This window comes from Demequina gelatinilytica (assembly GCF_000971115.1).
Lineage (GTDB): Bacteria > Actinomycetota > Actinomycetes > Actinomycetales > Demequinaceae > Demequina > Demequina gelatinilytica.
In genome coordinates this window covers 41,458-54,055 of the sequence record NZ_BBLV01000020.1, presented here as the reverse complement: position 1 = coordinate 54,055, position 12,598 = coordinate 41,458, and the positions used below count along the sequence as shown (strand labels likewise).

At 71.6% G+C, this 12,598-nt stretch carries 12 protein-coding genes; 3 read left to right on the top strand and 9 right to left on the bottom strand.

The genetic code is table 11. The features are described from left to right. The first annotated feature begins 378 nt into the window (after window positions 1-378). Window positions 379-1,083 carry an AMIN-like domain-containing (lipo)protein gene (locus tag AOM00_RS14060; RefSeq protein ID WP_062518397.1) on the top strand — a complete coding sequence of 235 codons (705 nt, stop codon included), beginning with the start codon at window positions 379-381 and terminating at the stop codon, window positions 1,081-1,083. Between the two features lie 13 nt (window positions 1,084-1,096). Here the strand turns inward: AOM00_RS14060 and AOM00_RS14055 are convergent, their stop codons facing one another. The 8 genes from AOM00_RS14055 to AOM00_RS14020 all read right to left on the bottom strand — a co-directional run bounded on the left by AOM00_RS14055 (window position 1,097) and on the right by AOM00_RS14020 (window position 10,103). After that, complete coding sequence (locus AOM00_RS14055; RefSeq protein ID WP_062518396.1) at window positions 1,097-2,776, bottom strand: ABC1 kinase family protein; 1,680 nt, start codon at window positions 2,774-2,776, stop codon at window positions 1,097-1,099. Window positions 2,777-2,811: 35 nt separating this feature from the next. After that, window positions 2,812-3,357, bottom strand: coding sequence for a PadR family transcriptional regulator (locus AOM00_RS14050; protein ID WP_062518395.1), 546 nt, complete (start codon window positions 3,355-3,357; stop codon window positions 2,812-2,814). A gap of 103 nt (window positions 3,358-3,460) precedes the next feature. Then, window positions 3,461-5,371, bottom strand: coding sequence for a CHAT domain-containing protein (locus AOM00_RS14045; protein WP_062518394.1), 1,911 nt, complete (start codon window positions 5,369-5,371; stop codon window positions 3,461-3,463). A gap of 1 nt (window position 5,372) precedes the next feature. Further along, on the bottom strand, window positions 5,373-5,693 hold the full coding sequence (locus tag AOM00_RS14040) for a CU044_2847 family protein (protein ID WP_062518393.1): 321 nt from the start codon (window positions 5,691-5,693) through the stop codon (window positions 5,373-5,375). A 145-nt stretch (window positions 5,694-5,838) separates the two neighbouring features. Next, window positions 5,839-6,813, bottom strand: a complete 975-nt coding sequence (locus tag AOM00_RS14035) for an aldo/keto reductase (protein ID WP_228373516.1) — start codon at window positions 6,811-6,813, stop codon at window positions 5,839-5,841. Then, window positions 6,810-7,787, bottom strand: coding sequence for a Gfo/Idh/MocA family oxidoreductase (locus tag AOM00_RS14030; protein ID WP_062518392.1), 978 nt, complete (start codon window positions 7,785-7,787; stop codon window positions 6,810-6,812). Before AOM00_RS14030 ends, AOM00_RS14035 begins: the two co-directional genes overlap by 4 nt. Continuing rightward, window positions 7,784-9,127: a protocatechuate 4,5-dioxygenase subunit alpha/beta gene (locus AOM00_RS14025; protein WP_082097090.1), complete on the bottom strand. Its 1,344-nt coding sequence runs from the start codon at window positions 9,125-9,127 to the stop codon at window positions 7,784-7,786. Before AOM00_RS14025 ends, AOM00_RS14030 begins: the two co-directional genes overlap by 4 nt. A 1-nt stretch (window position 9,128) precedes the next feature. Continuing rightward, window positions 9,129-10,103, bottom strand: a complete 975-nt coding sequence (locus AOM00_RS14020) for an amidohydrolase family protein (RefSeq protein WP_304524078.1) — start codon at window positions 10,101-10,103, stop codon at window positions 9,129-9,131. Window positions 10,104-10,206: 103 nt separating this feature from the next. Between AOM00_RS14020 and AOM00_RS14015 the strand changes: the two genes are divergently transcribed. Beyond that, window positions 10,207-11,124, top strand: coding sequence for a LysR family transcriptional regulator (locus AOM00_RS14015; protein WP_062518391.1), 918 nt, complete (start codon window positions 10,207-10,209; stop codon window positions 11,122-11,124). Here AOM00_RS14015 and AOM00_RS14010 read toward each other — a convergent pair. Beyond that, window positions 11,115-11,765 carry a hypothetical protein gene (locus AOM00_RS14010; RefSeq protein ID WP_062518390.1) on the bottom strand — a complete coding sequence of 217 codons (651 nt, stop codon included), beginning with the start codon at window positions 11,763-11,765 and terminating at the stop codon, window positions 11,115-11,117. The two genes, AOM00_RS14015 and AOM00_RS14010, sit on opposite strands and share 10 nt — an antisense overlap. A 41-nt stretch (window positions 11,766-11,806) precedes the next feature. Here AOM00_RS14010 and AOM00_RS14005 point away from each other — a divergent pair, with 41 nt between their 5' ends. Further along, the gene (locus tag AOM00_RS14005; RefSeq protein WP_062518389.1) at window positions 11,807-12,559 is read left to right on the top strand and encodes an IclR family transcriptional regulator; all 753 of its coding nucleotides are present in this window, start codon (window positions 11,807-11,809) and stop codon (window positions 12,557-12,559) included. The last annotated feature ends 39 nt before the right edge of the window (window positions 12,560-12,598 follow it).

Below are 12,598 nucleotides of genomic sequence, written 5' to 3'. Positions count from 1 at the left end.
CATTTCTCGCTGTCAAATCGGCTATTCCGGCCTGATCATCCAGATGAAGAACGTCTGAGAGTTCGTCGGTGATCCTTCGAGTGGTGCGGGACATGCGAATGTCCGCCGCTTCCATCGGATCGATGTTGCTTCCGGGGCGTCTCCTGCAGGTCCTCTTCAGTCCCTGCCTGGCGCTTCCGTCGTCGGCAACAGGTAAGAGATTAGGGGTCCGCGCGCGGCATCGTCAAATCGCGTGCATCTCGGGCGTGTCGCGAGAATCCTGCCTGGTAGACGGCTGCGCGGCCATCGTGGCGCCTCCTCCTGCGTGCGTAATCGGGCGAAAAGCTGCGCAAATTCTGCCCCCCGGTGCCGTTGACCCTCGCGGCGTAGCCTGGATCTATGGGCGCGGGCCGTCGTGCGGCAGCCGCTGTGCTCGTGGCAGCGGCTCTCATGTCCGGCTGCACGGGAGGTACGCCTACCGCCCCCTCCACCGAGCCGCCCGCCATCGTGACGTCCGGCGCCGCCCCGAGCGCGTCCCCGACGGGCACCTCCGCGACCCCTGCCGCCCCGTCGGCCTCCGCGACTGCCAGCAGCGAGGCGACCCCCTCAGGCCGCACGTGCGAGCCGTTCGGCTCCACCGGCCCGAGCGCATCGTCAACCGACTGGCCGAGCGACCTGCGCACGGCGCCGGGTGACGCGCTATGGGGCGTCACCATGCGCATCGGCCGGCACGAGTGCTACGACCGCTGGGTGCTCGAGCTCGACGGTCCCGGCGCGATGCCGGGATGGTCGGTCACCCCGTACGCGGCTTCCACCTTCGCCTTGGACGGATCGGGCGAGGACCTCGCCCCGGCCCTCGCGGGCAGCGCCTCGCTCGACATCGCCATCGGCGCCTGGGTCGACGGCGAGGCGATCGACGCACCCTCCTATGCGGGACCGCGGCAGGTCCTCGGCGCTCCCGAGGGCGCCATCCGGGAGGCGCGACTCCTGAGCGGGTTCGAGGGCATCACCCACGTCGGCCTCGGGCTGGACAGGGCACGGCCCTATCGCGTCACCTGGCTCACCTCGCCACCGCGCCTCGTGGTGGACGTCGCATCGGGCTGAGCGTTGCGGTGCATCACCGCGGTCGGCGCCTCCCGAACACCACATGCACCAGCGGCACCACGGACGCGAGCATGAGGAACGTTCCGAGGCCCGGATCGTCGGCCCGCATGCGGGCGCCCGACACGAGCAGCGCACAGAAGATCAGCGCGGAGATGAGACGACGCACGCTGCGCTCGGCCCGGTCGATCGCGTCCTCCATATGGGGCACGGTGACGGCGACCTTGCCGCTCTCCACCGTGGCGAGCACCGAGTCGAGGCGCTGAGGCATCCTCCACAGGAGGCCCGCGGCGTCGACGGCCTGCCGTGCGACGTCGCCCACCACGTTGGTCGCGGTCTCCCGCACGAGCTTGTTCGCGTACGGCTCGACCGAGTCCCACACGTTGTACTGAGGGTCGAGCGAGCTGCACATGCCCGAGGTGAGGGACACCGCGCGGATGAGCAGCAGGAAGCTCTCGGGCATCTGGAACGGCATGGTGAGCATGACGTCGCTGAACTCGAGGGCGAAGCGCCGGAACTCGCGCGGGTCGATGCTGCGGAGCTCGGCGACGCCCATGCCGCCGAACCTCGCGAACACCGCGGTCAGCGCGCGCTCGAGCTCACGCGTGTCGGCGTTCGGCAGCAGCACCCCTGCCTGATGCATCGCCTCGACCATGCCGCGGCCGTTGCGGGAGGCGGACGCGAGGAAGAGCGCTCGCAACGCATCACGAAGGCTGTCGGGGACCTCGCCCATCATCCCGAAGTCGACGAACGTCAGCCGCCACTCGCGCCCGCCCGGACCCTCCGCGCCGGGCGTCACGAACAGGTTCCCCGGGTGCGGGTCGGCGTGGAAGAAGCCGTGCTCGAAGACCTGGTCGAACATCACGGCCGCGAAGACCTTCGCCACTCCGCGAGGGTCGATGCCGGCCTCGCGCACCGAGTCCAGGTCCGTGATCTTGATCGCGGTCACGTCCTCGAGCGTGAGGACGCGCCGCGTGGTCCGCTCCCACACCACCTTCGGCGCGCGCACGCGCTCATCGCCCTCGAAGATCCCTGCGAAGCGCTCGGCGTTCTGCGCCTCGTGCAGGTAGTCGACCTCCTCGAGGCTTGCGCGCGCGAACTCCTCGACAAGCGCGGGCATGTCGACCCGTTGGGAGACCACCCGCATGCGGCTCAGCCAGAACGCCACGCGCCTGAGCGCGGCGAGGTCGACCTCGACGATGCTCGCGATCCCGGGCCGCTGCACCTTGATCACCACATCCGCGAACCCGGCCAGCGCATCGTCCTGCGGCGCGAGCGTCGCCCGGTAGACCTGGCCGAGCGACGCCGAGGCGATCGGCTCCCTGTCGATGCGCGCGAACACCTGGTCGAGCGGCACGCCCAAGTCCTCCTCCGCGAGGTCATGGATCGCGTCGAACGGCGCCGGCGGGACCTCGTCCTGGAGGTCCTCGAGCTCGCGGGTGATCTCGGGCGGGAGGACGTCGAGCCGCGTCGAGAGGAACTGGCCCAGCTTGATCATGAGGCCGCCGAGCTCCACCGCGAGCACCCGGAACCGGCGGGCGAAGGACTGCATCCTGGCCTCGCGCGTGCGGTCGGCGATGCCCCGCATGCCGAATCGCGGCATGAACAGCTCGTACCACCAGATCACCAGGAGGTGGCGGGCGGCGAAGCGCAGGATGCGGCGGTAGCGGGCGCGATCGTGCAGGGCGTCGGGCATCGGCTCTCCTCGACCCCCGGCGCTCGGGACGGCTGTCAGGCTTGCGCGAGGATCGAGTAGATCCTACGTCGGGCCTCGTCCAGCACCTCGACGGCCTGCTTCTGCTGCTCCTCGGTGCCGGAGCGTCCGACCTGCGTCACGGCCTGCGCGAGCTCGAAGGCCGCGCGCGGGACGGGCCCGCCGAAGTGCCTGCCGCCCTCGGCATCCTCGCCCCAGGGGGCCGATGCCGTGGAGGCCTCGCTGCGCCCGTCCTCGGTGAGCGAGTAGATCTTGCGGTCGTGCTGGGTCTCGGCGGTGACCACGCCCTCGTCGGCGAGGAGCTGGAGGGTCGGGTAGACGGAGCCCGCGCTCGGCTTCCACCGGCCGCCGGTGCGCTCCTCGATCTCGCGGATGATCTGGTAGCCGTGCATCGGCTCCTCGGCCAGGAGCACCAGCACCGCGGCGCGGACGTCCCCGCGACCCATGCGCGGCGCGACGCGCTTCTCGAAGCCCGAGCGCAGCGAGTCCATCGCGTCCCACATCGCGTCGACCGGGGCGCTGGCGTTGAAGCCGCCACCCTCCTTGCGGAACGACGTACCCATGACAGCCTCCTCCGGGGTGTATCGCCGCGAGCACGAACGATATATCGCTAGTGTCGCCCCGCCCGCGCGCGTGCGCAAGGGGTGGCGGCCGCCGGCCGCGCCGTCATCGGCTGCGTGCGGCCGCCAGCTCCCCTCGCAGCAGCATGGCCGATGCGGCGTAGGCGATGGCGAGCATGGCGGTGCCCGCAGCCCACGCGTAGTCCACGTGCCACCACTCGAGGGTGTCGCGGAAGTCCTGCCACGCGAGCAGCCTGACCAGCAGCAGCAGCCCGCCGAGGACGACCCAGGGCCCGGGCATGGAGAGGCTCGCACCCGCACGCGATCCAGCGCGGGTGAGCAGCACGCCCGCGCCGATGATCAGGAAGCCCTGCGCCAGCGTCAGGATCCAGAGCTCCCCCTGCTCCCCCTTCTTCACCACGATGACCACCACGGCGGCGAGCTGCACCGCGGCCGTCAACCCGAACAGCCACGCCACCTGCCTCGCGGCACGATGCGGGGACCGCCGGACGTAGTGCGCGGCAAGGGCCGCCAGCGCGAGCAGGTAGGCCGCGTGCGCGAAGACGCGCATCCGCCGGATCGGCCATTCGCGCGCCGGCCCGGTCGAGGTGTCCGTGGTCATCCACGCCACCGAGATCAGGACGGCGGCGATGAGAAGCATCGCCACCGCCACCCACGCGAGCGCGACGGACCCTCCGGCGCCGGTGCGCGGCACGGGCTCGGGACCGGGTGCGGGCATGCGCGCCCGCGAGGGCGCCGGTTCCACGGTCGGCTCCGGTCCGGGTTCGGGTCCGGGTTCGGGTCCGGGTTCGGATTCGGGTTCAGGTCCGGGTGCCGGTTCCTGTTCCGGCGCGGGCTCGGGCTCACGGACCGGCGTCGGCTCGGATACGGGCGGTGCGGGCGGCGGCGCGCCCGCGACGTCGAAGATCCGCGCATCGCCCGAACGCAGGAACAGGACGGGCGTGGCGAACTCCTCCTCGCGCATCGCCCCCACGATCGCGCGGCGCGCCGGGGCGATGGCCGCGTCGATCGGGAGCCCGCGCGCGAGCCCGTCGTAGAGGCTGTCGCTGAAGGCGATCGCCGCCGCGTCGCTGATCTCGAACTGCATCCCGATCACGGCCGGGATGTCGAACTCGAGCAGGCTGGTGGCGACGCCCGAGAACGGGTCGATGCGCGAGGTGCGGGCCCCCTCGCAGGCGTTGAGCACCACCAGGCGCAGGCTGACCTCGTCCTGCACCATCGCTCCGAGCTGGCGACCGGTGACATCGAGCGGACGCCCCTGCGCCGTCTCGAGCACCAGCACCCCTGACTCCGTCGCCTCGTCGTACGCGCCGTGCCCTACGTAGTGGATGACGTGGATGTGGTCGGGCTCGGCGATCCGTCGCCCGAACTCGGCGAGGGTCGCCCGCTCGAGCCAGACCAGCTCCACGAGGCCCGCGCGCACGAGCCCGTCGAGCGCCTCCTCGAGATTGGCCCGCTCGGATTCCACGTCGAGCTCCGGGTAGCCCGTGGGGCTGCTGATCACCCCCAGCACCCGGAGGGGCGGCGTCACCGCGAAGGGCACCGATCTCGAGTCGATGTCGAGCGCGCGCACCACCGGGGTGCGGGTCGACTGCGCGATGAAGCGCGGCCGCTTGTACAGGAGCTCCCATGGCAGCCGCATGAGCTCGGGCGCCCCGGACAACCGCAGGGTGATGCGCAACCCTCGCGCACGCTCGCCCGCGGCAGCCTGCGCGGCATGGAAGACGCTCGCGACGTCGTCCCGGATCAGCGCATCGAACAACGACGACCCGAACCCCTCGAGCATCAGGAGCCGCTCGTCGCCGGCGCCGCGGCGGCTGCGCGCGAGCCCGGCGCGCCTGACGAGGGCCTCGAGGCCCTCGTCATCGACCGGCGGGGTGAAGGTACCGCGCGCGCTGACGCCGTCGGACGCGGTCGCGATCACGCGGTACCCGCCGACGCCGTCGGCGTCGAGGCGGAGGTCGAGGGTGTCGTAGAGGGCCGCGTCGAAGGACATCTCACGTGCCCCCGGCACCCCAGCGCAGCGCGATGCGGAAGTTCGCCTCGCCCCCGGCCTTCGCGATCACCAGGTTCGAGTCCGCGGACAGCCGCACCGCGAACTCCACCTCGACCTCATCCGGCGTGCCCGCGGCGGTGCGGATGCCGTCCACGATGCTCTTCACCACGGGGCCGATCCGGCCCACGACCGCCTCGAGGCTCTCGGTGGCCTCGACCACGGCCGCGGTCGCGCGGCCACCGCGCATGACCGGGCCGGCGGAGGCCTCCTCGGCGGTCTCGACCAGGACCGCCGCACCGTCGTCGGATGTGAACGAGAGCACCGTTGCCACGATGCACCACCCCCTCGGCCCCCGGGTCGGGCCGGATCATCATCGTGCCTGCCTCCACCACCGTAACTCCGAGCGGCGGGACACGGGCGCTGCGGCGCGAAGAACGCACGATCCGGTCGCCGCACATGACCGTCGGTCAGCCGGCCGACGCGAAGGCCTCCGCGTCGACCTCCGCGGACTGCGCCGCGCTGTACCGGGGCCCCGACACGGTCGCGGTGCCGATGAGCGCGCCGGCGCGGGCGAGGAGAGCATCGTCCACCGCGAGCGCGGCGGCGGCGAGGTCCTCCCGCAGATGCGCCGCGCTAGTGGTGCCCGGGATCGCGGTGACATGCGGGCCGCGCGAGAGCACCCATGCGAGCGCCAGCTGGGCCGGGGTGCACCCTGCCTCCGCCGAGAGCGCGCGCCAGGCGGGAAGCAGCGTCGCGTTGACCGCCCAGTGATCCGGCTGGAAGCGGGGCATCGCACGGCGGATGTCCTTCTCGGCGAGCGCCGCAGGGTCCGTGACCGCACCCGCGAGGAAGCCGCGCGCGACGGGCGAGAAGGCTACGAACGCGACCCCCGCCTCGCGGGTCGCCGCAAGCATCCCGAGCTCGGGGTTGCGGCTCCACAGCGAGTACTCGTTCTGGACGGCAGCGATGGGCGCGACCGCGAGCGCCTCGCGCAGGCGCGGCACCGAGACCTCGGAGAGCCCGATCGCACCGATCTTCCCCTCCGCGACGGCCTCCGCGAGCGCGCCGACGCTCTCCCCGATGGGCACCTGCTTGTCCCAGCGGTGGAGGTAGTAGAGGTCGATGCGCTCGACGCCGAGCCGCTGCAGCGATGCATCGACCTGCGCGCGCAGCGTGTCGGGGCGTCCGTCGATGGTCTTGACCCCGTCGATCATCGCCATGCCGCCCTTGCTGGCGAGCACCGCATCGTCCCGCCGCCCCCTGAGGGCGCGCCCGACCAGCTCCTCGTTGCGCCCGCCGCCGTAGAGCGTCGCGGTGTCGAGGAGCCGGACGCCCTGGTCGAGGGCCGCGCGCAGCATCCGCTCGCCCTCCTCAGGCGGCGGTGCCACGCCGTACGCATGGCTCAGCTCCATGCAGCCGAGGCCCATGCGGGGAAGGATCACGCGGGCTGCTCCTGATGCGCGGCGAGCTGCTGCTCGAGCCCACCCAGCACGCGGTAGCAGTCGATGACCTGGCGCAGCGAGGAGTTGGGCTCGCGGCCCTCGCGGATGGCGGCGATGAACTCGCGGTCCTGGAGCTCGATGCCGTTCATGCTCACCGCGACGTGGGACACGTCGATGGGCTCCTCGCGGCCGTCGACCAGGTCGTCGTAGCGCGCGATGTACGTGCCCGTGTCGCCGATGTAGCGGAAGAAGGTGCCGAAGGGGCCGTCGTTGTTGAACGACAGCGACAGCGTGCAGATCGCTCCGGACACCGCCTTGAGGTGGATCGACATGTCCATCGCGATGCCCAGCTCGGGGTGGATGGGCCCCTGGATCGCGTTCGCCTGGACGATGCGCCCCGCCTGGTAGGCGAACAGGTCCACCGTGTGCGCGGCGTGGTGCCACAGCAGGTGGTCGGTCCACGAGCGGGGCTCACCCTGCGCGTTGGTGTTGGTGCGACGGAAGAAGTACGTCTGCACGTCCAGCTGCTGGATGCCGAGGTCGCCGGCGGCGATCCGCTGGTGGATCCACTGGTGCGAGGGGTTGAAGCGGCGAGTGTGCCCCACCATCGCGACGAGGTCGGAAGCCTCGGCCGCCGCGAGGGCCGCCTCGGCATCGGCGAGCGAGTCCGCGAGCGGGATCTCGACCTGGACGTGCTTCCCTGCCGCGAGCGCGGCGCGGGTCTGCGCCGCGTGGAGCCCGGTGGGGGTGGCGAGGATGACGGCGTCGACGTCGTCGCGCTCGAGGACCTCCTCGTAGCTGAGCAGCACGGTGGGCACGCCGTACTTCTCCGCGACCGCCTGGGTCGGCTCGGGCCGGGTGCCGCTCACCACGGTCACCTCGGCGTCCTCGACGTGGGCGAGCCCGTCGAGGTGCTTGCGCCCGAACGCGCCGGCGGCGCCGACCACCGCGATGCGGACCTTGTCGGCGGTCATGCATGCACCTCCTGCGGGATCTGCTGTGCCGCCGGGGCGGGCTGGGCCACGGGGTTGCTGAGGACCAGGTGCCCCACCGCGGTGTTGGATGCGGGCACGTGATAGAAGCGGTGGTCCACGCTGGGAGCGCCGCCCTCGAACTGATCATCCATCGCGCCGCGGGCGATCAGCCAGTCGACCAGCTCGATGCCCTCGGAGCCGGCCTCGTCGACGTACTCCATGTGCGGCCATTCGGTGAGACCGAGCGGGTCCGCGATGAGGTGGTCCAGGAACGCGTTGTCCCACTCCTCGTTGATGAGGCCCGCGCGGGGGCCCTGCAGCTGGTGGCTCATGCCGCCCGTGCCCCAGATCTGCACGTCGAGCGGCTCGCCGTCCCACTTGTCGAGCGCACGGCGGATCGCCCGTCCCAGCTCGTAGCAGCGGCGCCCCGACGGCACCGGGTACTGCACCACGTTGACCGGAAGCGGGATGATCTTGCACGGCCACTCGTCGACATCGCCGAAGACGAGCGACAGAGGCACCGTGAGCCCGTGGTCCACCACCATCTCGTTGACGAGCGTGAGGTCGAAGTCGTCCTGGATCACCGATTGCGCGATGTGCGCGGCGAGCTCCGGATGCCCGTACACATCCGGCACGGGCCGCGGGCCGTAGCCCTCGTCCGCGACCGGGTAGTGGGCGCCCGTCCCGAGCACGAACGTCGGGATGATGGTCGAGTCGAAGGCCGTCGCGTGGTCGTTGTAGACCAGGATGATGACGTCCGGCGTGTTCTCCTTGGCCCACCTCCGGGTCCACTCGTAGCCGGCGAACATCTTCTTCCAGTACGGCTCCTCGGTCTTGCCGAGGTCCATCGCGGCGCCGATCGCGGGCACGTGCGACGTGAACAGCGCGGAGGTGTACTTCGCCGGGGCGTCCTCGCGCATCGTGGTGGCCTTCTCGGTGGACGGCGGCGTCCAGCCGTCGAGGTCCTTGAGCCGCACGCCCTCGGGGCGTCGACCGCCTCCGACCATCATGTCGCGGTACGCCGCCTCGCTCATGCCCGTCATCGAGCCCGCCATCTGCTGGAAGCTGAGGCCGTGCGTGGCGCCGATCTTGCTGAGGAAGTAGATGTTGCCGCCCTCGGCCATCATCGCGTTGAGGTCCATGTCGAGCACCGCCTGGCGCTGCGCGGGCGTGAGCGGCCATTCGTCGAGGTACGCCGCGCGATCAGCGAGGTAGCGCTCACGGTTCTCCGGCTTCATCAGCGACATCGAGAACTGGTTGAGGTGGAACCCCTTCCTGGCCTGCTCGGCGTCGAAGATGATGGTGCCGGGGATGTCCTTGTAGGGCTTGTCGAGTGCCATGTCATGCTCCTTCCGGCCAGTACAGGCGCTGGGGGTTCTCGACCAGCAGCTTGCGCTGCAGCTCGGGCGTGGTGGCGATCTGAGGGATGTAGTCGACCAGCAGCCCGTCGTCGGGCATGTGGTCCTTGAGGTTGGGGTGGGGCCAATCGGTGCCCCACAGCACGCGGTCGGGGAAGTCCTCGACCACACGTCGGGCGAACGGCACCACGTCCGTGTAGGCGTGACGCTCGCCGTCGAGCGCGCGTGGACCGGTGACGCTGAGCCGCTCGGGGCACGACACCTTGGTCCAGACGTTCGGGTTCTCACGCATGAACCGGAGGAAGAGGCCGAACTCCGGCCCGTCCACGTCCTTGGTCACGTCCGGGCGGCCCATGTGATCGACCACCACGTCGGTCCCGATGCCGCTGAAGAAGTCGTACAGCTCCGGCAGGTCCGCGGCCTCGACGTAGATCACCACGTGCCAGCCGAGCGGCGCGATCTTCGCGACGATCTCCTCGAGCGAGTCCGTGGGCACGCGATCCACCAGCCGCTTGACGAAGTTGAAGCGCACGCCGCGCACGCCCGCGCGGTGCATCTGCGCGAGCTGCTCGTCGGTGACATCGCGGCGGACCGTGGCGACGCCGCGCGCGCGTCCCTCGCTGCGCTCGAGCGCGTCGACGAGCGCGCGGTTGTCGGCGCCGTGGCACGTGGCCTGGACGATGACGTTGCGTGCGAAGCCGAGGTGGTCGCGCAACGCGAAGAGCTGCGCCGCCGAGGCGTCGCACGGCGTGTACTTGCGCTCGGGGGCGTACGGGAACTCCTCGCCCGGGCCGAAGACATGGCAGTGCGCGTCGACCGCGCCGGCGGGCAGGCGGAAGGTCGGCGTCGCGGGGCCGTCGTACCAGTCGAGCCAGCCGGGCGACTTCTCGAAGCCGCCCGTCGTCTCGCCGTGGCGGGCCGGGGCGTGCGCGTCATGGCCGGGGATGTCCTTGAGCACGAGTGGCGTCCTTGTCACTTGCGGGTCTGCCTCTCACCCTAGGCACCGCACCGACTGTGGTCCAATAGATTCCACATCACCTCCCCATAGAGAGATTCGATGCATGACGCTCGCCGATCTCAACCAGCTCCGCACCTTCGTGGTGCTCTACGAGATGCGCAGCCTCACCGGCGCCGCGGACCGGCTGCACGTCACCCAGCCGACCGTGAGCTACACCCTCGCGCGGCTGCGCAAGCGGTTCGGGGACGACCTCTTCCGACGTGAGGGGCACATCATGGTGCCCACGCCTCGCGCCACGCAGCTGTTCGGCCCCCTGCACGAGGCCCTCGCGCAGATCGACGCGACGGTCACCGACGCGACGGATTTCGACCCGACGGCGTTCGACGGCGAGCTCGCGCTGGGGCTGACGTCGATCGGCGAGCAGACCTTCCTCGCACCGATCATGACCGCGCTTGCGCGCGAGGGTGCCGCCCCGCAGATCGTGGTGAAGCGCCTCGATGCGTCCGTCGCCGAGGAGGAGCTGGTCCGCGGCGCGATCGACCTGGCTCTCACCGTCCACCTCATGGACGCCTCACGGCTGTGGCGCACCCCGGTGCGCGGCGTCGAGTACGTCGCGCTGACCTCGCGCCACCATCCCCTGCCACCCACCGGCCCCCGCATGTTCGAGGGACGGCGCTTCATCCGGGCATCGTCCCGCGGCGGCCATGTGTTCCCCGGACAGGCCCTGGTCGAGCACGGCCTCATCCCCCAGGTCGCGCTCACGGTGGAGGAGTGGGCGACCATCCCCGCCGTGGTCGCGACCACGGACCTCGTGGTCCTCCTGCCGCGGCATGTCGCCGCGGTGTACCGAGGCTGGTTCCCCGACCTCGAGATGGCGGACCTCCCCTGGCCGGGCACCAGCTCGCCCGTCGCGCTCTACTCCCGGCGCGAGATGAACCTCTCGCCCGCGCAGCGGTGGTTCCGGCGCCTCGTGCTCCACGCCGTCAGCAGCGGCGAGTTCACCGACGACGCTCAGCGCTGAGGACGATTCCAGCTCGCGCGCGCCGGGAACATCGGGCTGCGCACGGGGATGGTCCAGGAGGAATGAGGGTGGACCGTCAGGAGCGTCCGCTCCCACCACGCGCGGGCCTCCTCGGAGAGGTGGGGCAGCACCGCGTCCTTGTCGGCATCGTCCTCGGGCCTGGGGCTGAAGCACTTCCACACCAGCTGGACCTCGGGCGCACCCGTCGGGATGCCGTCGAGGTCGAGCACCGCGCGGTCCCACGGCAGCTGCAGGCGAGCGTCGCGGCGGTAGACCCAGGCCCGGGGCGCACCGTCCTCCACGTTGATGCGCAGCACCCACGAGCCGGCATCGTCGTCGTGCACCAGGACGGGCTGCGGCGCGGCGTCCTCCGCGAGCTCCGCGTACGGCACGAGCCCATCCCCGTCGGGCACCCACGCGCTCCACCCCGCGGGCAACGCCTGGAGGACAGCGTCGAGGTCGCTCGGGAGGGTGCTGACGTCGATGTTCTCGCGCGGACGGATGGGCGTTCCGAGCCAGCGGTCGAGCGCGGCCCCGCCCGAGAGCCACCACCGGGCGTCGGCGGGCCCGAGGAGCCCCGCCACGGCCTCGGCCGTGAGGGCGGTCCAGGGTGCCGCGAGGGAAGGGGTCGCCGTCGACATGGTCCGAGGCTACTCCGGGCCGCTGTGGCATCCTGCGAGGCGTGGCGAACTCCCCTTCCGGCGACTCGGTCACGGACCGCATCGTCCGCGTGCTCGAGACGTTCACGCCCTCGCGCTCGGTCCAGACCGCCGCGGAGGTGGGCCGCCGCGCCGGCCTGCCGGCCTCCACCGCGCATCGCATCGTGGGCGACCTGGTCGAGGCGGGGCTGCTCGACCGCGACGGCGAGGGGCGGATCAGCGTCGGGCTGAGGCTCTGGGAGCTCGCGACCCGCTCGTCGCACGTGCTGCGGGTGAGGCAGGCTGCGCTGCCCGCGATGGAGCGGGTGCAGGCCCGCGTCCGCGAGCACACGCAGCTCGCGATCCTCGAGCAGGACGAGGCGCTCTTCCTCGAGCGGCTCTCGGACCCGCGCGCAGGCGCCAACATCACGCGCATCGCGGGACGCCTGCCGCTCCACGCATCGTCCTCCGGCCTGGTGCTCCTGGCCTTCGCCGAGCCCGCGGTGCAGGAGCGGGTGCTTGGCGGGCCGCTGCGCCGCGTGAGCGCGTCGACCCCCACCGATCCCGCAGCGGTCCGCCGCAAGCTCGCCGAGGTGCGGCGGCTCGGCCACGCGATCGCACCGGGGTACATCGAGGAGGTGTCGACCGGGGTCGCGGTTCCCGTGCGCGACGATGCGGGACGCGCGGCGGCCGCGCTCTCGGTGGTGCTGCCGCGCGACGCGGTGCCTGCTCTCGCGCTCGAGGAGCTGCACCGGGCCGCGCTCGAGGTGGAGCGCGCGCTCCGCTCGCCCCTCTGACGCCATCGCGCTCCCATTGAACGGGAGCCGCGGTCCGTG

Excerpts from the sequence above, each read along its gene's own strand:
- AOM00_RS14060 (WP_062518397.1), top strand. The coding sequence starts at position 379 with ATGGGCGCGGGCCGTCGTGCGGCAGCCGCTGTGCTCGTGGCAGCGGCT.
- AOM00_RS14055 (WP_062518396.1), bottom strand. The coding sequence starts at position 2,776 with ATGCCCGACGCCCTGCACGATCGCGCCCGCTACCGCCGCATCCTGCGC.
- AOM00_RS14050 (WP_062518395.1), bottom strand. The coding sequence starts at position 3,357 with ATGGGTACGTCGTTCCGCAAGGAGGGTGGCGGCTTCAACGCCAGCGCC.
- AOM00_RS14045 (WP_062518394.1), bottom strand. The coding sequence starts at position 5,371 with ATGTCCTTCGACGCGGCCCTCTACGACACCCTCGACCTCCGCCTCGAC.
- AOM00_RS14030 (WP_062518392.1), bottom strand. The coding sequence starts at position 7,787 with ATGACCGCCGACAAGGTCCGCATCGCGGTGGTCGGCGCCGCCGGCGCG.
- AOM00_RS14025 (WP_082097090.1), bottom strand. The coding sequence starts at position 9,127 with ATGGCACTCGACAAGCCCTACAAGGACATCCCCGGCACCATCATCTTC.
- AOM00_RS14015 (WP_062518391.1), top strand. The coding sequence starts at position 10,207 with ATGACGCTCGCCGATCTCAACCAGCTCCGCACCTTCGTGGTGCTCTAC.
- AOM00_RS14010 (WP_062518390.1), bottom strand. The coding sequence starts at position 11,765 with ATGTCGACGGCGACCCCTTCCCTCGCGGCACCCTGGACCGCCCTCACG.